An 18,826-nucleotide genomic window follows, 5' to 3' on the forward strand; every position below is an offset into this window, starting at 1 on the left:
CGGCCGGGGCACCCCCTCACGCGTCGTACACGTCGGCCTTCTTGGGCGCCGCCTCCTGCACCGCGACGCTGAGGGACGACGACCTCGCACCGAACTTCTCGGTGTCCACGCCGTTCTCCCGCAGCACCTTGATCGCCGCCGCGTGCACCACCCGCAGCACCGGTGTCGCCGCGCGCAGCGCGTCGTCGGCCATGAAGCGGTGCCGCCACGGCTTGTCGGCCCAGGCGTGCCGCAGACCGAACGGCTCCGGCAGGGTCAGCTTGCCGCCCAGCCAGTACAGCAGGGGCGGGTACCAGGTCAGCGGCGCGCGGGCCGCCAGGCGCACCACCTCGTCCGTGTCGACCAGGGGGAGCTTCACCGTCCGGGTCTCCCAGAACCTGACCGACTTCTGGACCGACTTCTCCTTGGCCGCCGGCTTGGTGGTGAACAGGGAGTGCACCGGTCCCAGCGCGTGTCCGGTCACCTCGATGCGCAGCGTCTCGTGCAGCACGGTCACCGTGATCAGCATGGTGAGGACCAGCTGGCCGTCCCACAGCGTCCACTGGACGCCCAGGTAGTGCCGGTCGCCCGCGCCGAACTGCTGCTTGTTGCAGATGTCCTGGACGGCGTGCGACTTGACCTGGTACGCCTCGACGTCCGTGCCCTCGGGCCGGGAGACCGCCGTGGCGTTCTCCCCGATGGGCGTGACGATCCAGTGCCGTATCGACGGCTTGGGGAAGCCCCCGGTGTGCAGGGGACCGCGCTCCAGCATCCGCAGCCGGTCGTGGATGGCCTTGATGACGTCCCAGCTGCGGAACGGGTGGATCTCCCGGTCCGGGTCGACCGGCACCAGGTCCTCGGCGAGCTGCCAGCTGCCCCAGCGCGTGCCCATGCCGAGGATGCCCTTGGGGCCCGCGTAGAACACGGAGTTGGACTGCTGCTCGGCGCTGAGCCGGGCCAGGGACTGGCGCAGTTGCTCGGCCGCCGTCTCGCCGGGGCTGCTCGGCACCGTCTCGGGCACCTTGGCGCCGACGCTGCTGCCGGAGAGCAGGCCGTCCCAGCGCTCCCGCAGGTCCCTCGCCGTGCGTTCGCAGATCCGCTTGGCCCAGAACCAGCCCACCACCGGGGCGATCACCGCCGCGCGCGCGTACCAGCCCCAGAACCCGTCGAACGGCATGCGGATCAGGAACAGCACCGCGAGGGCGCCCACCGCGACGAGCAGTGTCGTGGCGAGCGCGCCGGCCCGTTTGTCCTCGCGCTTGGCGACGGTGGTGCGGATCTGGAAGACCAGCAGCCACACGAGGAGACCGGGCAGGAACAGCAGGCCGCACAGGACCATGACGGCGCTCAGCCAGTTGTCCCGCTCCCGGCGGATGTGGTGGGCCGCGAGGGCGTGTTCCACCACCACCTGCGGCTGGGCTCCGAAGGACTGGATGAGCGGCGCGCGCCCGGCCCCCAGCATCCGGTCGATGATCGCCCGGGAGAACGCCTCGCCCAGATTCGGCCGGAACAGCTTCAGCCGGGGCTTGGAGACGGCCGACTGGTGCCATTCGCTGTTGGCCTTGAGTATCTCCTCGGCCTCGTTGTCCCGGTAGGCCGCCGAGGCCAGCGCGAACGTCGGCGTCTGTCCCTCGTCGCCCGTGCGCGGCACCTGCGGACCGAAGAAGTCCGCGTAACCGCTCTCAACGGTCATTCCCGCCCCCGATCGCCACCACTGTCGTCTTGCGACCTTCCCGACTTCCTTGCCGCGCACACCTGTTGATCAGGTATTCAGCGTATCCGCAGCCACCGGCGTTTGTCGGCGGACGGCCCGAACCGCCCGCCCGCACCGAGGCGGGGCACGGCGTGGCGGAGCCGTCCGGCGAAGGACGGGCGTACGCCGGGCGCCCGTGGGACCGGTCACGGGCGCCCGGCGCCGACTACGAGGCGGCGCGCGCCTCTTCGCGGACCCGTTCGGCGACCTGCGGCGGCATCGGTTCGTGCCGCGCGTACCGGCGGCTGAAGCGGGCGGTGCCGTGCGAGAGGGAGCGCAGGTCGACGGAGTACCGGCCGATCTCGATCTCCGGTACCTCGGCCCTGATCAGCGTGCGTCCGGCGGCCGACTGCTCGGTGCCGAGCACCCGGCCGCGCCGGCCGGACAGATCGCTCATCACCGTGCCGACGTAGTCGTCGCCGACCAGGACGCTCACCTCGGCCACCGGCTCCAGCAGATGGATCTTCGCGTCCGAGGCCGCCTCCCGCAGCGCCAGCGCGCCCGCCGTCTGGAACGCGGCGTCGGAGGAGTCCACCGAGTGCGCCTTGCCGTCCAGCAGCGTCACCCGCACGTCGATCAGCGGATGCCCGGCGGCGACCCCCTTGGCGGCCTGGGCCCGCACGCCCTTCTCGACCGACGGGATGAACTGCCGCGGCACGGCCCCGCCGACCACCTTGTCCACGAACTCGATGCCCGAGCCGCCCGGCAGCGGCTCCACCTCGATCTCGCAGATGGCGAACTGCCCGTGCCCGCCGGACTGTTTGACGTGCCGGCCGCGCCCGGCGGCCTTGCTCCCGAACGTCTCCCGGAGCGCGACCCGGTGCGGCACGACGTCGACCTGGACGCCGTAGCGGCTGCGCAGCCGCTCCAGGGCCACGTCCGCGTGCGCCTCGCCCAGGCACCACAGGACCACCTGGTGCGTGTCCTGGTTCTGCTCCAGCCGCATCGTCGGGTCCTCGGCCACCAGCCGGGCCAGCCCCTGCGACAGCTTGTCCTCGTCGGGTTTGCTGTGCGCCCGGATGGCCAGCGGCAGCAGCGGGTCGGGCATCTCCCACGGCTCCATGAGCAGCGGGTCGTCCTTGGCGGACAGGGTGTCCCCGGTCTCCGCGCGGCTCAGTTTCGCCACACACGCGAGATCACCCGCGATGACGTGCGACACCGGCCGCTGCTGCTTGCCGAACGGCGTGGTCAGGGCGCCGATCCGCTCGTCGACGTCGTGGTCCTCGTGGCCCCGGTCGGCCAGTCCGTGCCCGGAGACGTGGACCGTCTGGTCGGCGCGCAGGGTGCCGGAGAAGACCCGGATCAGCGAGATCCGGCCGACGTAGGGGTCGGACGAGGTCTTCACGACCTCCGCGACCAGCGGGGCGTCGGGGTCGCACGGCTTCAGCTCGCGCGGTCGGCCGTCCACGGTGGTCACGCGCGGGGTGCCGTGCTCCAACGGGGTCGGGAAACCTCTCGTGATCAGCTCCAGGAGCTCGACCGTGCCGAGCCCCTGGCGGGCGCCCTCGGCCGCGGGGGCGGCGGCCAGGACGGGGAAGAACACCCCGCGCGCGACCGCCCGCTCCAGGTCCTCGATCAGCGTCTTGACGTCGACCTGCTCACCGCCGAGGTAGCGGTCCATGAGGGTCTCGTCCTCGCTCTCGGCGATGATCCCCTCGATGAGACGGCCGCGGGCCTCCTCCAGCAGCGGTGACTGCTCCTCGCCGGGCTCGGACTCCTTGCGCTCGCCGGTGGAGTAGTCGAACAGCTTCTGCGTCAGCAGTCCGATCAGTCCCGTCACGGGCGCGTGCCCGTCGGGTCCCTCCGGGCCGCGCAGCGGCAGGTACAGCGGCAGCACGGCGTCGGGGTCGTCCCCGCCGAAGGCCTCCGCGCAGATCCGGGTCATCTCCTCGAAGTCCGCGCGGGCCGCCTCGAGGTGCGTGACGACGATGGCGCGCGGCATGCCGACCGCCGCGCACTCGTCCCACACCATCCGGGTCGAGCCGTCCACGCCGTCCGAGGCCGAGACGACGAAGAGGGCCGCGTCCGCCGCCCGCAGACCGGCCCTGAGCTCCCCGACGAAATCGGCGTACCCGGGGGTGTCCAGCAGGTTGACCTTGATGCCGTCCCATTCGACCGGCACCAGCGAGAGCTGTACGGAGCGCTGCTGCCGGTGCTCGATCTCGTCGTAGTCGGAGAGGGTGCCGCCGTCCTCCACGCGGCCGGCCCGGTTCACCGCTCCCGCGGTCAGCGCGAGAGCCTCCACCAGAGTCGTCTTGCCCGATCCGGAGTGGCCGACCAGCACCACATTCCGTACGGACGTGGGGTGGCCGGCCGCCTGTGCCCTGCCGGCGGCCCCGGGGTGCGTGTGCGCCTTGTCGCCCATGATCCTGCCTCCCGTGCACGGTGAGGTCGTTGTGGGCGCGGACCCGCGGAATCCGCGTGCGGTGCGGCTCCGGCGACGCCCGCGGTCCTTCGAGCTTTCCACTCCCGTCACGGTGCGTCCATACGAAGGACGTCATCCCGTGGTCCGCCCGGTGCACGGCCGGGCGGACCACCGTCCCCACGGGCCCCGGCGCGGGCGCTCGGGTGCCCCGCCACCGCCCGGGCGTGCGCGTGGCTACGATTGGGCCCGCCGGTGGCCAGCAGGGGCCGCGCGGCCACACCGACCGTCGGGAAAGCCATGCTGAACAAGTACGCGCGTGCGTTCTTCACGCGTGTCCTCACACCGTTCGCCGCGTTTCTCATCCGGCGGGGGGTCAGCCCCGACACGGTCACGCTCATCGGCACCGCGGGTGTGGTCGCGGGCGCGCTGGTCTTCTACCCCAGGGGCGAGTTCTTCTGGGGCACGGTCGTGATCACGCTGTTCGTCTTCTCCGACCTCGTCGACGGCAACATGGCCCGTCAGCTGGGCCGCTCCAGCCGCTGGGGCGCCTTCCTGGACTCCACCCTCGACCGGGTCGCCGACGGCGCGATCTTCGGCGGCTTCGCCCTGTGGTACGCGGGCGGCGGCGACGACAACGTCCTGTGCGCCGTCTCGATCTTCTGCCTGGCCAGCGGACAGGTGGTGTCGTACACCAAGGCGCGCGGCGAGTCGATCGGCCTGCCGGTCGCCGTCAACGGGCTCGTCGAGCGGGCCGAGCGGCTGGTGATCTCGCTGGTCGCGGCCGGCCTCGCGGGCCTGCACGCGTTCGGCGTGCCCGGCATCCGGTACCTGCTGCCCGTCGCCCTGTGGATCGTCGCGGTCGGCAGCCTCGTCACGCTGATCCAGCGGGTCGTCACCGTGCGCCGGGAGTCCGCCGAGGCCGAGGCCGGGACCCAGCGGCCGGCCCGGGGGAGCGAGGCCGCGACATGAGCGCCCGGGAACGGTTGACCGACGCCCTGTACGGCGCCGGCTGGAGCACGGTGAAGAAGCTGCCGGAGCCGGTCGCCGTCCGCCTCGGCCGGACCATCGCCGACCTCGCCTGGAAGCAGCGCGGCACGGGCGTGCGGCGGCTGGAGGCCAATTACGCGCGCGTGGTGCCCGGCGCGAGCCCCGAGCGGCTCGCCGAACTCTCGCGCGCGGGCATGCGGTCGTACCTGCGCTACTGGATGGAGTCCTTCCGGCTGCCCGCCTGGAGCGCCGAGCGCATCAGGACCGGTCTCGACGTCAAGGAACTCCACCACCTGACCGACGGCATGGCGGCCGGCAAGGGCGTCGTCCTGGCGCTGCCGCACCTCGCCAACTGGGACCTCGCCGGCGCCTGGGTCACCACCGCGCTGGGCATCCCCTTCACCACCGTCGCCGAGCGACTGAAGCCGGAGACGCTCTACGACCGGTTCGTCGCCTACCGCGAGGGCCTCGGCATGGAGGTGCTCCCGCACAGCGGCGGTACCGCCTTCGGCACGCTGGCCCGGCGGCTGCGCGACGGCGGACTGGTCTGCCTGGTCGCCGACCGGGACCTGTCCGCCTCCGGCGTCGAGGTCGACTTCTTCGGCGAGACCGCCCGGATGCCGGCCGGCCCCGCCCTGCTCGCCCAGCACACCGGCGCACGGCTGCTGCCGGCGACGCTCTGGTACGACGACTCGCCCGTGATGCGGGGCCGGGTCCATCCGCCGGTGGAGGTCCCCGCGTCGGGTACGCGCGCCGAGCGGACGTCCGTCATGACACAGGCGCTGGCCGACGCCTTCGCCACCGGGATCGCCGAGCATCCGGAGGACTGGCACATGCTGCAGCGCTTGTGGCTCAAGGACCTCGATCCCGCGCGGGACCCCGAGAAGGACCGGAAGGGAACCTCGTGAGGATCGGCATCGTCTGCCCGTACTCCTGGGACGTGCCGGGGGGCGTCCAGTTCCACATCCGCGACCTGGCCGAGTACTTCCTCCGCCTCGGACACGAGGTGTCCGTCCTCGCCCCGGCCGACGACGACACCCCGCTGCCGCCGTACGTCGTCTCGGCGGGCCGCGCGGTGCCGGTGCCGTACAACGGGTCGGTGGCCCGGCTCAACTTCGGCTTCCTGTCGGCCGCGCGGGTGCGGCGCTGGCTGCACGAGGGCGCGTTCGACGTCATCCACATCCACGAACCGACGTCGCCCTCGCTCGGCCTGCTGACCTGCTGGGCGGCCGAGGGCCCGATCGTCGCCACCTTCCACACGTCCAACCCGCGCTCCCGGGCCATGATCGCCGCGTACGCGATCCTGCAGGCCGCCCTGGAGAAGATCAGCGCCCGGATCGCGGTGAGCGAGTACGCCCGCCGGACCCTCGTCGAGCACCTGGGCGGGGACGCGGTGGTGATCCCGAACGGCGTCGACGTCGACTTCTTCGCCGGGGCCGAGCCCCGTCCGGAGTGGCAGGGCGACACCATCGGCTTCATAGGCCGCATCGACGAGCCCCGCAAGGGCCTGCCGGTGCTGATGAAGGCCCTGCCGAAGATCCTCGCCGCCCGCCCGGGGGCCCGGCTGCTGGTCGCGGGCCGCGGCGACGAGGAGGAGGCGGTCGAGTCGCTGCCGCGGGAGCTGCGCCCGCGCGTCGAGTTCCTCGGCATGATCAGCGACGAGGACAAGGCCCGCTTCCTGCGCAGCGTCGACCTGTACGTGGCGCCCAACACCGGCGGCGAGAGCTTCGGCATCATCCTGGTCGAGGCCATGTCCGCGGGGGCTCCGGTGCTCGCCTCCGACCTGGACGCCTTCGCGCAGGTCCTCGACCAGGGGGCGGCCGGCGAGCTGTTCCCCAACGAGGACGCGGACGCGCTCGCCGAGACCGCCGTACGCCTCCTGGAGGACCCCGAGCGCCGCGCGAAGCTGCGCGAACGCGGCAGCGCCCACGTCCGCCGCTTCGACTGGTCCACCGTCGGCGCGGACATCCTGTCGGTCTACGAGACGGTGACGGCCGGGGCGGCGGCGGTGGCGGCCGACGACCGCACGACGGGGCTGCGGGCCCGCCTGGGGCTGGCGCGGGACTGACGGCGAGGAGCCGGCGAAGGCCGGCGCACACGGCCCGTCCGGCGTCCGGGGGCGAGGCCGTCCGGACCGGAGCGGGGGCCCGGGGGACGGCGGCCCCCCGGGGACGGCACCTGCGGCCGGCGGCGCTCCACGGGCGCCGTCGCCCGCTCCCGGGCACCCGGCGGAACCCGGTGGGGTGTCCCGGTAGCCTTGCCGCCCGTGACCGCAACCCTCATCTGGATCCTCGTCGCCCTCGTCGTGATCGGCCTCTACCTGAGCTGGACGGCGGGGCGGCTGGACCGGCTGCACGCCCGTATCGACGCCGCCCGGGCCGCGCTCGACGCGCAGTTGCTGCGCCGCGCCTCCGTCGCCCAGGAACTGGCCACCTCCGGGGTGCTCGACCCGGCCGCCTCGATCGTGCTCTACGAGGCCGCGCACGCCGCGCGGCAGGCGGTGGAGGAACAGCGCGAGGTCGCCGAGAGCGAGCTGAGCCAGGCGCTGCGCGCGGTCTTCGCCGAGGCGCAGCAGGTGGACGCGGTCAGGGAGGCGCCCGGGGGAGAGGAGGCGGCCCTGGAACTCGCCGAGGCGGTGCGCAGGGTGCCCATGGCCCGCCGCTTCCACAACGACGCCGTACGGGCCGCGCGGGCGCTGCGGCGGCACCGCAAGGTGCGCTGGTTCCGGCTGGCGGGACACGCGCCGTTCCCGATGGCCTTCGAGATGGACGACGAGCCGCCGACGGCCCTGACGGAGCGGGTGGCGTAACGGCCGGCCCCGGCCGTCCGCAGGGCCGTCGCCCACCGAAAAGGATCCACCGCCTTTCCATTGGCCCTTGCTGTGGACCGGTCCGCTGCCGTTTCCTCAGTGCTGCAGAAACCCCCTTTCCCCCTCAGCGAGGTCATTCGTGTCCAGCACGCTCTCCGAAAACCAGGGTCCCGAGACCGGCACCGCGCGCGTGAAGCGCGGCATGGCCGAGCAGCTCAAGGGCGGCGTGATCATGGACGTCGTCACACCGGAGCAGGCGAAGATCGCCGAGGACGCGGGCGCCGTCGCCGTCATGGCCCTGGAGCGGGTCCCGGCCGACATCCGCAAGGACGGAGGCGTGGCCCGGATGTCCGACCCGGACATGATCGAGGGCATCATCGACGCCGTCTCCATCCCGGTCATGGCCAAGTCCCGCATCGGCCACTTCGTCGAGGCGCAGGTGCTGCAGTCGCTCGGCGTCGACTACATCGACGAGTCCGAGGTCCTCACCCCCGCCGACGAGGTCAACCACTCCGACAAGTGGGCGTTCACCACCCCCTTCGTCTGCGGCGCCACCAACCTGGGCGAGGCCCTGCGCCGCATCGCCGAGGGCGCCGCCATGATCCGCTCCAAGGGCGAGGCCGGCACCGGCAACGTCGTGGAGGCCGTGCGCCACCTGCGCCAGATCAAGAACGAGATCGCCAGGCTGCGCGGCTTCGACAACCACGAGCTGTACGCCGCCGCCAAGGAGCTGCGCGCCCCGTACGAGCTGGTCAAGGAGGTCGCCGAGCTGGGCAAGCTGCCCGTGGTCCTCTTCTCCGCCGGTGGTGTCGCCACCCCGGCCGACGCCGCGCTGATGCGCCAGCTCGGTGCCGAGGGCGTCTTCGTCGGCTCGGGCATCTTCAAGTCCGGCGACCCGGCCAAGCGCGCCGCCGCCATCGTCAAGGCGACCACCTTCTACGACGACCCGAAGATCATCGCGGACGCGTCCCGCAACCTGGGCGAGGCCATGGTCGGCATCAACTGCGACACCCTCCCCGAGGCCGAGCGCTACGCCAACCGCGGTTGGTGACCCCTTCCATGAGCGAAGCCCCCGTCATCGGCGTCCTGGCCCTCCAGGGCGACGTGCGGGAGCACCTCACCGCCCTGGCCTCGGCCGGCGCCGTGGCCGGGGCGGTGCGGCGCCCCGAGGAACTCGCCGAGGTCGACGGCCTCGTCCTGCCGGGCGGCGAGTCCACCACCATCTCCAAGCTGGCCGTCCTCTTCGGCCTGATGGAACCCCTCCGCGCGCGGGTGCGGGCCGGCATGCCCGTCTACGGCACCTGCGCCGGCATGATCATGCTCGCCGACAAGATCCTCGACCCGCGCTCCGGCCAGGAGACCGTCGGCGGCATCGACATGATCGTGCGCCGCAACGCCTTCGGACGGCAGAACGAGTCCTTCGAGGCCGCGGTCGACGTCGAGGGCGTCGCCGGCGGCCCCGTGGAGGGCGTCTTCATCCGCGCCCCCTGGGTCGAGTCCGTCGGGGCCGGGGCCGAGGTGCTCGCCGAGCACGACGGACACATCGTGGCGGTCCGCCAGGGCAACGCCCTGGCCACGTCGTTCCACCCGGAACTGACCGGGGACCACCGCGTGCACGGCCTGTTCGTCGAAATGGTGCACGCGTGGCGGACGGCCGACTCCTTGTAGGATTCCTGCGTCCGTTGCAGAGATGGGTTACGCGAAGGAGACAGGCAGATGGCCGGCCACTCTAAATGGGCCACGACGAAGCACAAGAAGGCCGTCCTCGACGCCAAGCGCGGCAAGCTCTTCGCGAAGCTGATCAAGAACATCGAGGTCGCGGCCCGGATGGGCGGCGCCGACCCCGAGGGCAACCCGACGCTGTACGACGCCATCCAGAAGGCCAAGAAGCAGTCGGTCCCCAACAAGAACATCGACTCCGCGGTCAAGCGCGGCGCGGGCCTGGAGGCCGGCGGCGCCGACTACGAGACGATCATGTACGAGGGCTACGGTCCGAACGGTGTCGCGGTGCTCATCGAGTGCCTCACCGACAACCGCAACCGCGCCGCCTCCGACGTCCGCGTCGCCATGACCCGCAACGGCGGCTCCATGGCCGACCCGGGTTCGGTGTCGTACCTCTTCAACCGCAAGGGCGTGGTGATCGTCCCCAAGGGCGAGCTGACCGAGGACGACGTCCTCGGCGCCGTCCTGGACGCGGGCGCCGAGGAGGTCAACGACCTCGGCGAGTCCTTCGAGGTTGTCAGCGAGCCGACCGACCTGGTCGCGGTCCGCACCGCCCTCCAGGACGCCGGGATCGACTACGAGTCCGCCGACGCCAACTTCGTCCCGACCATGCAGGTCGAGCTGGACGAGGAGGGCGCGAAGAAGATCTTCAAGCTGATCGACGCCCTGGAGGACAGCGACGACGTGCAGAACGTCTTCGCCAACTTCGACGTGAGCGACGAGATCATGGAGAAGGTCGGCGCGTAACGCCGCGGGCCCCAGCCGACTCAACGGGCCGACGGGGCGCACCCGTCGGCCCGTCGCCCTGTCCGCTTGCCCGCGTTGTCGGTGACAGCGGATAGCCTGCACGAACAGGCGATCGAGAGAGAGGGGCCCGGTGTGCGTGTGCTGGGGGTGGACCCGGGGCTGACCCGGTGCGGCGTCGGCGTGGTCGAGGGCGTCGCCGGGCAGCCGCTCACCATGCTCGGGGTCGGGGTCGTTCGCACCCCGGCGGACGCCGACCTCGGACACCGCCTCGTCGTCCTCGAGCAGGGCCTCGAGCAGTGGCTGGAGGAGCACCGGCCGGAGTACGTGGCCGTGGAGCGCGTCTTCAGCCAGCACAACGTCCGCACGGTCATGGGCACCGCCCAGGCCAGCGCCGTCGCCCTGCTGTGCGCCTCCCGCCGCGGCATCCCCGTCGCCCTGCACACCCCCAGCGAGGTCAAGGCCGCCGTCACCGGCTCCGGCCGCGCCGACAAGGCGCAGGTCGGCGCCATGGTCACCCGGCTGCTGCGGCTGGCCGCGCCCCCGAAGCCCGCCGACGCGGCCGACGCGCTCGCCCTCGCCATCTGCCACATCTGGCGCGCCCCCGCGCAGAACCGACTCCAGCAGGCGGTCGCCCTGCACGCAACGAAAGGCCGTACGGCATGATCGCCTTCGTCAGCGGCACCGTCGCCGCCCTCGCCCCCGACACCGCGGTCGTCGAGGTCGGCGGTGTCGGCATGGCCGTCCAGTGCACGCCGAACACGCTGTCCACGCTCCGCGTCGGCCGGCCGGCCAAACTGCACACGTCCCTCGTCGTGCGGGAGGACTCGCTGACCCTGTACGGCTTCGCGGACGACGACGAACGCCAGGTCTTCGAACTGCTGCAGACCGCGAGCGGCGTGGGTCCGAGGCTCGCGCAGGCGATGCTCGCCGTGCACACCCCGGACGCCCTGCGCCGTGCCGTCGCGACCGGCGACGAGAAGGCCCTCACCGCCGTACCCGGCATCGGCAAGAAGGGCGCCCAGAAGCTGCTCCTGGAGCTGAAGGACCGCCTGGGCGAACCGGTCGGCGCGCCGGCCGCGGGCGCCCCGGCCGCCGCCGGCTGGCGCGACCAGCTGCACGCCGCCCTGATCGGCCTCGGGTACGCCACCCGCGAGGCCGACGAGGCGGTGGCCGCCGTGACGCCCCAGGCGGAGGCGGCCGGAGGCACGCCCCGGGTCGGCCCGTTGCTGAAGGCGGCCCTGCAGACGCTGAACCGCGCCCGATAGCCCGTACGGAGAGCTGAGGCACACGCACATGAACTGGGACGACACGACCGACACCCCCGCCACCGAGCGGCTCGTCGGTGCGTCCGCCGACGGTGAGGACCAGGCCGTCGAGGCCGCCCTGCGCCCCAAGGACCTGGACGAGTTCATCGGCCAGGAGAAGGTCCGCGAGCAGCTCGACCTCGTGCTGCGGGCCGCCCGCGCCCGCGGCGCCACCGCCGACCACGTGCTGCTCTCCGGCGCCCCCGGCCTCGGCAAGACCACCCTCTCGATGATCATCGCCGCCGAGATGGGCGCCCCCATCCGCATCACCTCCGGCCCCGCCATCCAGCACGCCGGCGACCTCGCGGCGATCCTCTCCTCCCTCCAGGAGGGCGAGGTCCTCTTCCTCGACGAGATCCACCGGATGTCCCGGCCCGCCGAGGAGATGCTGTACATGGCGATGGAGGACTTCCGCGTCGACGTCATCGTCGGCAAGGGACCCGGCGCCACCGCCATCCCCCTCGAACTGCCCCCCTTCACCCTGGTCGGCGCCACCACCCGCGCGGGCCTGCTGCCACCGCCGCTGCGCGACCGCTTCGGCTTCACCGCGCACATGGAGTTCTACGAGCCCGCCGAGCTGGAGCGGGTCGTCCACCGCTCGGCGAGCCTCCTCGACGTCGAGATCGACACCGAGGGCGCCGCCGAGATCGCCGGCCGCTCCCGCGGCACGCCCCGGATCGCCAACCGCCTGCTGCGGCGCGTCCGCGACTACGCGCAGGTCAAGGCGGACGGCCTGATCACCAAGGAGATCGCCGCGGCGGCCCTCGCGGTCTACGAGGTCGACGCCCGCGGACTGGACCGGCTCGACCGCGCGGTGCTCCAGGCGCTGCTCAAGCTGTTCGGCGGCGGCCCCGTCGGCCTCTCCACGCTCGCCGTCGCGGTCGGGGAGGAGCGTGAGACAGTGGAGGAAGTGGCCGAACCCTTCCTCGTGCGTGAGGGCCTGCTCGCCCGCACCCCGCGCGGGCGGGTCGCCACCCCGGCGGCCTGGGAGCACCTCGGCCTCACCCCGCCCCGCTCGGGGACCCCCGGAAACGGACAAGGCAACCTGTTCGGGGCGTGACGGCCGAGGCGGTGGCCCCGGCAGGAACCCCGGTGCCATGCTGAGCGTTGTTCCCTGCGCGCGGACTCGCCTAGACTCCGCCGGTGCCACCGTTGTCGGCGGCATCACACCACCCCCAACCAACAGGCCGTTCACCAGCGCGGTCGTGTGAAGGAAGTTCCGACCCGTGAGTCTCCTGACCCTCCTCCCGTTCATTGTGCTCATCGGGGCCATGTTCCTGATGACCCGGTCGGCCAAGAAGAAGCAGCAAGAGGCCATCGAGATGCGGAACCAGATGCAGCCCGGTTCCGGCGTCCGCACCATCGGGGGCATGTATGCCACGGTCAAGGAGGTCAACGAGGACACGGTCCTCCTCGACGCCGGCCCGGGCGTGGACCTGATGTTCGCCAAGAACGCGATCGGTGCCGTCCTGAGCGACGACGAGTACAACCGCATCGTCCACGGCATCGAGCACGACCTGAGGTCCGACGCCGATGTCGTCCCGGACGACGCCTCCTCCCTCACCGGGACCGACGAGTCCTCCGACGCCGCCGTCTCCGACGACAAGCCCGTCGACTTCGGCAAGAAGGACGCGGCCGACGAGCCCGTCGCCGACGAGCCGGCCGACGCGAAGGCGGACGAGCAGCCGAAGAAGACCGACGGCGGCTCCGAGGCGAAGTAGCAACAACAGTCGTGTCCCGGGATGCGTGGGTCGGACCCGCGTGCCCCGGGACACGCTCCGTTCACACGGAATTTCGACACCACGCCATGGCCGCCCGCCCGTCGAGCCGGGCGCGAAGCGGCCCGAGAGGGAGTACGAGAAGGTGACCAAACTCAAAAAGGGACAGAACGCGAGCGCCCAAAGCAAGCCCGGGCGCTCGCTTGCCCTGATCCTGCTCGCCATCGTGGCACTCACCGGAGGCATGTTCGCCTCCGGTCACACCGCTCCGCGTCTGGGAATCGATCTGGCCGGCGGCACGAGCATCACGCTCGCGGCGGTACCGGAAGCCGGCCAGGAATCCGCGATCAACAAGACCAACATGGACACCGCGGTCTCCATCATGGAGCGCCGTGTCAACGGTCTCGGCGTCTCCGAGGCCGAGGTCCAGACGCAGGGCACCCGCAACATCATCGTCAACATTCCCAAGGGCACGAACTCCCAGCAGGCCCGGGAACAGGTCGGCACCACCGCCAAACTCTACTTCCGCCCGGTCGTCGCCACCGAACTCGCCGGCGGCGGGACAGCCCCCACGCCGAGCGCCTCCGGCAGCCCCTCGGGCGAGGGCGCCGGCAAGGACAAGGCGACGGAGAAGGCCACGGAGAAGGCCACCGAGAAGGCCGCGGACGGGGAGTCCGACGGCTCCTCACCGTCCGCCTCCACCAGCCCGTCGGCGGGCTCCACCACCCAGGGCCGCGCGCTCACCGACGCCCTGAAGGCCGACGAGACGCCCTCCGCCGGCGCTTCCGCCGCGGACGAGGCCACCCCCGCCCCCACTCCCTCCGCGACCGGCGGCACCTCCGGGAACGACGACAGCGGGCTCCAGGCCCAGTACGCCGCGCTCGACTGCACCAAGGAGGCCGTCCGGGCCAAGGCCGCTGACGGTGCCAAGGCCGGCGATTCGACCGTCGCCTGCGGCCAGAACTCCCAGGGCCAGTGGCAGAAGTACCTCCTCGGCCCCGCCGCGGTCGACGGCACGGACGTCGACAAGGCCCAGGCGGTCCTGAACACGCAGACCGGTGCCGGCTGGACCGTCACCATGGACTTCACGGACAAGGGTGCCAAGAAGTTCGCCGACATCACCGGCCAGCTGGCCCAGAAGCAGTCCCCGCAGAACCAGTTCGCCATCGTCCTGGACGGCGAGGTGGTCTCCGACCCCTACGTCAGCCAGGCCCTGACCGGCGGCAACGCGGAGATCTCCGGCAACTTCACCCAGCAGTCCTCCCAGGAACTGGCCAACATGCTGTCCTACGGCGCCCTGCCGCTGACCTTCCGCGAGGACAGCGTCACCACCGTCACCGCCGCGCTCGGCGGCGAGCAGCTGCAGGCCGGCCTGATCGCCGGTGCCATCGGTCTCGCCCTGGTCGTCCTCTACCTGCTGGTTTACTACCGGGGCCTGTCCTTCATCGCCCTCCTCTCGCTGCTGGTGTCCGCCGCCCTGACCTACGTGATCATGTCGCTGCTCGGCCCGACCATCGGCTTCGCGCTCAACCTGCCGGCCGTGTGCGGTGCCATCGTGGCGATCGGCATCACGGCGGACTCGTTCATCGTGTACTTCGAACGGGTCCGGGACGAGATCCGCGAGGGCCGCACGCTGCGCCCCGCCGTGGAGCGGGCCTGGCCGCGTGCCCGGCGCACCATCCTGGTCTCCGACTTCGTGTCGTTCCTCGCCGCCGCGGTGCTCTTCGTCGTCACCGTCGGCAAGGTCCAGGGCTTCGCGTTCACGCTCGGCCTGACCACCCTGCTCGACGTCGTGGTGGTGTTCCTCTTCACCAAGCCGCTGCTGACGCTGATGGCCCGGCGGAAGTTCTTCGCGAGCGGTCACAAGTGGTCCGGCCTCGACCCCGAGGCCCTGGGAGCCAAGCCGCCGCTGCGCCGTACCCGCCGTTCCGTCCCCGCCGTCGCCGGCCCCGTCGAGACCAAGGAGGTCTGAGATGTCGAAGCTCGGCACCCTCGGCGCCCGACTGCACCACGGCGAGATCGGCTACGACTTCATCAAGAACCGCAGGATCTGGTACGGCATCTCCGTCCTGATCACCATCACGGCCATCGTCGGCCTGGCGGTGCGCGGCCTGCACATGGGCATCGAGTTCCAGGGCGGCGCGGTCTTCACCACCCCGAAGAACATGAGCGTCTCGGTCGCCACGGCCGAGAGGTACGCGGAGGATGCGTCCGGCCACGACGCCATCGTCCAGAAGCTCGGCGACGGCAGCATGCGCATCCAGGTCGCCGGCATCGACACGGGCGCGTCGGACAGGATCAAGGACACGCTCGCCCAGGACCTCGAGGTCGACGCGGAGCAGATCAACGCCGAACTGGTCGGCCCCAGCTGGGGCGAGCAGATCGCCAACAAGGCCTGGCAGGGCCTCGGCATCTTCATGGTGCTGATGGTGATCTACCTGGCGATCGCCTTCGAGTGGCGCATGGCGGTCGCCGCGTTCATCGCCCTGATCCACGACATCACCATCACCGTCGGCATCTACGCCCTCGTCGGCTTCGAGGTCACGCCGGGCACGGTGATCGGTCTGCTGACCATCCTCGGTTACTCGCTCTACGACACGGTCGTGGTCTTCGACAGCCTGAAGGAACAGACCAAGGACATCACCAAGCAGACCCGCTGGACGTACAGCGAGGTCGCCAACCGCTCCATCAACAGCACCCTGGTCCGCTCCGTCAACACCACGGTGGTGGCGCTGCTGCCCGTCGCGGGCCTGCTGTTCATCGGTGGCGGTGTCCTTGGCGCCGGCATGCTGAACGACATCTCGCTGTCGCTGTTCGTCGGCCTCGCCGCCGGCGCGTACTCTTCGATCTTCATCGCCACCCCGCTCGTCGCCGACCTCAAGGAACGAGAGCCGGCGATGAAGACCCTCAAGAAGCGCGTCCTGGCCAAGCGGGCCCACGGGGCGGCCAGGGACGAGTCCCAGGGCGCCCCGGCCGCCGCCGACGACGCGTACGACGACGAAGAAAACGCCCCCGCCGCCGTCGGCTCGCGCAACCAGTCCGCGTCGCGCGACCGCGGCCGGGGCCGGAGCTCGGGAAGGCGCCGATGACCGACATCAAGGAACTGCTGCTCAGCCGCATCCGGGACGTGGTGGACTACCCGGAGCCGGGCGTGATGTTCAAGGACATCACGCCGCTCCTGGCGGACCCGGCGGCCTTCACCGCGCTCACCGACGCCCTGGTCGGCATCGCCGAGCAGACCGGCGCCACCAAGGTCGTCGGCCTGGAGGCCCGGGGCTTCATCCTCGCCGCCCCGGTCGCCGTCCGCGCGGGCCTGGGCTTCATCCCCGTGCGCAAGGCGGGCAAGCTCCCCGGAGCCACCCTCGGTCAGGCGTACGACCTGGAGTACGGCTCCGCGGAGATCGAGGTGCACGCGGAGGACCTCTGCGGGGACGACCGCGTCCTGGTGGTCGACGACGTCCTCGCCACCGGGGGCACCGCCGAGGCGTCGGTCCGGCTCATCCGCAGGGCGGGCGCCGAGGTCGCGGGCCTCGCCGTGCTGATGGAGCTCGGCTTCCTCGGCGGCCGCGCCCGTCTGGAACCGGCCCTGGCGGGCGCACCGCTGGAGGCGCTGCTCACCGTCTGACCGGCCGACGGCACGGCGCGGAGGCCCTTGTCCCACCACGCGGGCGGACCCGGAGGAATCCGGCGTCCGCCTCGCGCGTTTCCCGGGGGGACGGTCCTCACACCGCTCCGGAGGCGATCGGCGGGCGCAGGATCGCTACCATGGGATCTCCGGAGCCTGACCGGGGACCCGGATCGCGCACGAGGAGCCCTCTTGCCAGACGAGGCCCAGCACCTGACCGCCGCCAAGCCCGAGTCCGCCTCGGCGGCCGCGGCCAAGCCCGCGCCGAGCGCGCCGCAGGCGAAGAACGACCCCCGCGGGCCGGTCCGGCACGCCCAGGCCACCCCCGTCGACAAGCCCGAGCAGCCGCGCCCCAAGCCGGCCCCGCCCGAGCGCTCCGCCTCCATGGCCCGCCCGAACACGGGCCAGCCCGCCCGCTCCGGTTCCTCCAACCGCGTCCGCGCCCGTCTCGCCCGGCTCGGTGTCCAGCGCGCGAACCCGTACAACCCGGTGCTGGAGCCGTTGCTGCGGATCGTGCGCAGCAACGACCCCAAGATCGAGAACGCCACGCTCCGCCAGATCGAGCGCGCCTACCAGGTCGCCGAGCGCTGGCACCGCGGGCAGAAGCGCAAGAGCGGCGACCCGTACATCACGCACCCGCTCGCCGTCACCACCATCCTCGCCGAGCTCGGCATGGACCCGGCCACGCTGATGGCCGGCCTGCTGCACGACACGGTCGAGGACACGGAGTACGGCCTGGAGGACCTGCGCCGCGACTTCGGCGACGTGGTCACCCTGCTCGTCGACGGCGTCACCAAGTTGGACAAGGTCAAGTTCGGCGAGGCCGCCCAGGCCGAGACCGTGCGCAAGATGGTCGTCGCCATGGCCAAGGACCCCCGGGTCCTGGTCATCAAGCTCGCCGACCGCCTGCACAACATGCGCACCATGCGCTACCTCAAGCGCGAGAAGCAGGAGAAGAAGGCGCGCGAGACCCTGGAGATCTACGCGCCGCTCGCCCACCGCCTGGGCATGAACACCATCAAGTGGGAGCTGGAGGACCTCGCCTTCGCGATCCTCTACCCCAAGATGTACGACGAGATCGTCCGCCTGGTCGCCGAGCGCGCCCCCAAGCGCGACGAGTACCTCGCCATCGTCACCGACGAGGTGCAGCAGGACCTCAGGGCGGCCCGCATCAAGGCCACCGTCACCGGCCGCCCCAAGCACTACTACAGCGTCTACCAGAAGATGATCGTCCGCGGCCGTGACTTCGCGGAGATCTACGACCTGGTGGGCATCCGCGTCCTCGTGGACACCGTCCGCGACTGCTACGCGGCCCTCGGCACGGTGCACGCGCGATGGAACCCGGTCCCCGGCCGGTTCAAGGACTACATCGCGATGCCCAAGTTCAACATGTACCAGTCGCTGCACACGACGGTCATCGGCCCCGGCGGCAAGCCGGTCGAGCTGCAGATCCGCACGTTCGACATGCACCGCCGCGCCGAGTACGGCATCGCCGCGCACTGGAAGTACAAGCAGGAGGCCGTCGCCGGCGCCTCCAAGGTGCGCACGGACGCGCCCAGGTCCGCCGGCAAGGACAAGGACGCCGTCAACGACATGGCGTGGCTGCGGCAGCTCCTGGACTGGCAGAAGGAGACCGAGGACCCGGGCGAGTTCCTGGAGTCGTTGCGCTTCGACCTGTCCCGCAACGAGGTCTTCGTCTTCACCCCCAAGGGTGATGTCATCGCACTCCCCGCGGGCGCCACCCCGGTGGACTTCGCGTACGCGGTCCACACCGAGGTCGGCCACCGCACCATAGGCGCGCGGGTCAACGGCCGCCT

The 18,826-nt window shown here is 71.7% G+C and carries 17 protein-coding genes; 15 read left to right on the forward strand and 2 right to left on the reverse strand.

All coding sequences use genetic code 11. The annotated features are described in order from the left end of the window. Positions 1-16 precede the first annotated feature (16 nt). Both B7L92_RS12935 and B7L92_RS12940 read right to left on the reverse strand, forming a co-directional pair. On the reverse strand, positions 17-1,672 hold the full coding sequence (locus tag B7L92_RS12935; RefSeq protein WP_081237563.1) for an AbeC-like domain-containing protein: 1,656 nt from the start codon (positions 1,670-1,672) through the stop codon (positions 17-19). 226 nt (positions 1,673-1,898) lie between these two features. Then, positions 1,899-4,097: an elongation factor G-like protein EF-G2 gene (locus B7L92_RS12940; RefSeq protein WP_081237564.1), complete on the reverse strand. Its 2,199-nt coding sequence runs from the start codon at positions 4,095-4,097 to the stop codon at positions 1,899-1,901. A gap of 240 nt (positions 4,098-4,337) precedes the next feature. Here B7L92_RS12940 and pgsA point away from each other — a divergent pair, with 240 nt between their 5' ends. From pgsA to B7L92_RS13020, 15 genes are all read left to right on the forward strand, one after another. Next, positions 4,338-5,066, forward strand: a complete 729-nt coding sequence (pgsA, locus tag B7L92_RS12945) for a phosphatidylinositol phosphate synthase (protein ID WP_004990564.1) — start codon at positions 4,338-4,340, stop codon at positions 5,064-5,066. Continuing rightward, positions 5,063-5,992 carry a phosphatidylinositol mannoside acyltransferase gene (locus B7L92_RS12950; protein WP_081237565.1) on the forward strand — a complete coding sequence of 310 codons (930 nt, stop codon included), beginning with the start codon at positions 5,063-5,065 and terminating at the stop codon, positions 5,990-5,992. The genes pgsA and B7L92_RS12950 overlap by 4 nt, the downstream gene beginning before the upstream one ends. Then, the gene (locus tag B7L92_RS12955) at positions 5,989-7,152 is read left to right on the forward strand and encodes a glycosyltransferase family 4 protein (protein ID WP_081237566.1); all 1,164 of its coding nucleotides are present in this window, start codon (positions 5,989-5,991) and stop codon (positions 7,150-7,152) included. Before B7L92_RS12950 ends, B7L92_RS12955 begins: the two co-directional genes overlap by 4 nt. A gap of 198 nt (positions 7,153-7,350) precedes the next feature. Next, positions 7,351-7,893: a LemA family protein gene (locus tag B7L92_RS12960; protein WP_081237567.1), complete on the forward strand. Its 543-nt coding sequence runs from the start codon at positions 7,351-7,353 to the stop codon at positions 7,891-7,893. A gap of 139 nt (positions 7,894-8,032) precedes the next feature. Beyond that, the gene (gene pdxS / locus B7L92_RS12965) at positions 8,033-8,944 is read left to right on the forward strand and encodes a pyridoxal 5'-phosphate synthase lyase subunit PdxS (protein ID WP_004990574.1); all 912 of its coding nucleotides are present in this window, start codon (positions 8,033-8,035) and stop codon (positions 8,942-8,944) included. 8 nt (positions 8,945-8,952) lie between these two features. Further along, on the forward strand, positions 8,953-9,561 hold the full coding sequence (gene pdxT / locus B7L92_RS12970; protein ID WP_081237568.1) for a pyridoxal 5'-phosphate synthase glutaminase subunit PdxT: 609 nt from the start codon (positions 8,953-8,955) through the stop codon (positions 9,559-9,561). A gap of 48 nt (positions 9,562-9,609) precedes the next feature. Beyond that, a complete protein-coding gene (locus tag B7L92_RS12975) occupies positions 9,610-10,362 on the forward strand; it encodes a YebC/PmpR family DNA-binding transcriptional regulator (protein WP_081237569.1) in 753 nt (250 codons plus the stop codon). A gap of 132 nt (positions 10,363-10,494) precedes the next feature. Further along, the gene (gene ruvC / locus B7L92_RS12980) at positions 10,495-11,025 is read left to right on the forward strand and encodes a crossover junction endodeoxyribonuclease RuvC (protein WP_081237570.1); all 531 of its coding nucleotides are present in this window, start codon (positions 10,495-10,497) and stop codon (positions 11,023-11,025) included. Then, positions 11,022-11,627, forward strand: coding sequence for a Holliday junction branch migration protein RuvA (ruvA, locus tag B7L92_RS12985; RefSeq protein ID WP_081237571.1), 606 nt, complete (start codon positions 11,022-11,024; stop codon positions 11,625-11,627). The genes ruvC and ruvA overlap by 4 nt, the downstream gene beginning before the upstream one ends. Before the next feature lie 28 nt (positions 11,628-11,655). Further along, complete coding sequence (gene ruvB, locus B7L92_RS12990) at positions 11,656-12,726, forward strand: Holliday junction branch migration DNA helicase RuvB (RefSeq protein WP_081237572.1); 1,071 nt, start codon at positions 11,656-11,658, stop codon at positions 12,724-12,726. A 166-nt stretch (positions 12,727-12,892) separates the two neighbouring features. After that, positions 12,893-13,387: a preprotein translocase subunit YajC gene (yajC, locus tag B7L92_RS12995; RefSeq protein ID WP_081237573.1), complete on the forward strand. Its 495-nt coding sequence runs from the start codon at positions 12,893-12,895 to the stop codon at positions 13,385-13,387. Between the two features lie 142 nt (positions 13,388-13,529). Further along, a complete protein-coding gene (gene secD, locus B7L92_RS13000; RefSeq protein WP_081237574.1) occupies positions 13,530-15,356 on the forward strand; it encodes a protein translocase subunit SecD in 1,827 nt (608 codons plus the stop codon). 1 nt (position 15,357) lies between these two features. Beyond that, positions 15,358-16,473 carry a protein translocase subunit SecF gene (gene secF, locus B7L92_RS13005; RefSeq protein WP_081237575.1) on the forward strand — a complete coding sequence of 372 codons (1,116 nt, stop codon included), beginning with the start codon at positions 15,358-15,360 and terminating at the stop codon, positions 16,471-16,473. Then, the gene (locus tag B7L92_RS13010; RefSeq protein ID WP_016827081.1) at positions 16,470-17,009 is read left to right on the forward strand and encodes an adenine phosphoribosyltransferase; all 540 of its coding nucleotides are present in this window, start codon (positions 16,470-16,472) and stop codon (positions 17,007-17,009) included. The genes secF and B7L92_RS13010 overlap by 4 nt, the downstream gene beginning before the upstream one ends. 192 nt (positions 17,010-17,201) lie before the next feature. After that, positions 17,202-18,826 (forward strand): RelA/SpoT family protein (locus B7L92_RS13020; protein WP_143626313.1); only part of this gene is annotated, 1,625 nt, incomplete at its 3' end.

Source organism: Streptomyces viridosporus (assembly GCF_002078235.1).
Classification (GTDB): Bacteria; Actinomycetota; Actinomycetes; order Streptomycetales; family Streptomycetaceae; genus Streptomyces; species Streptomyces viridosporus.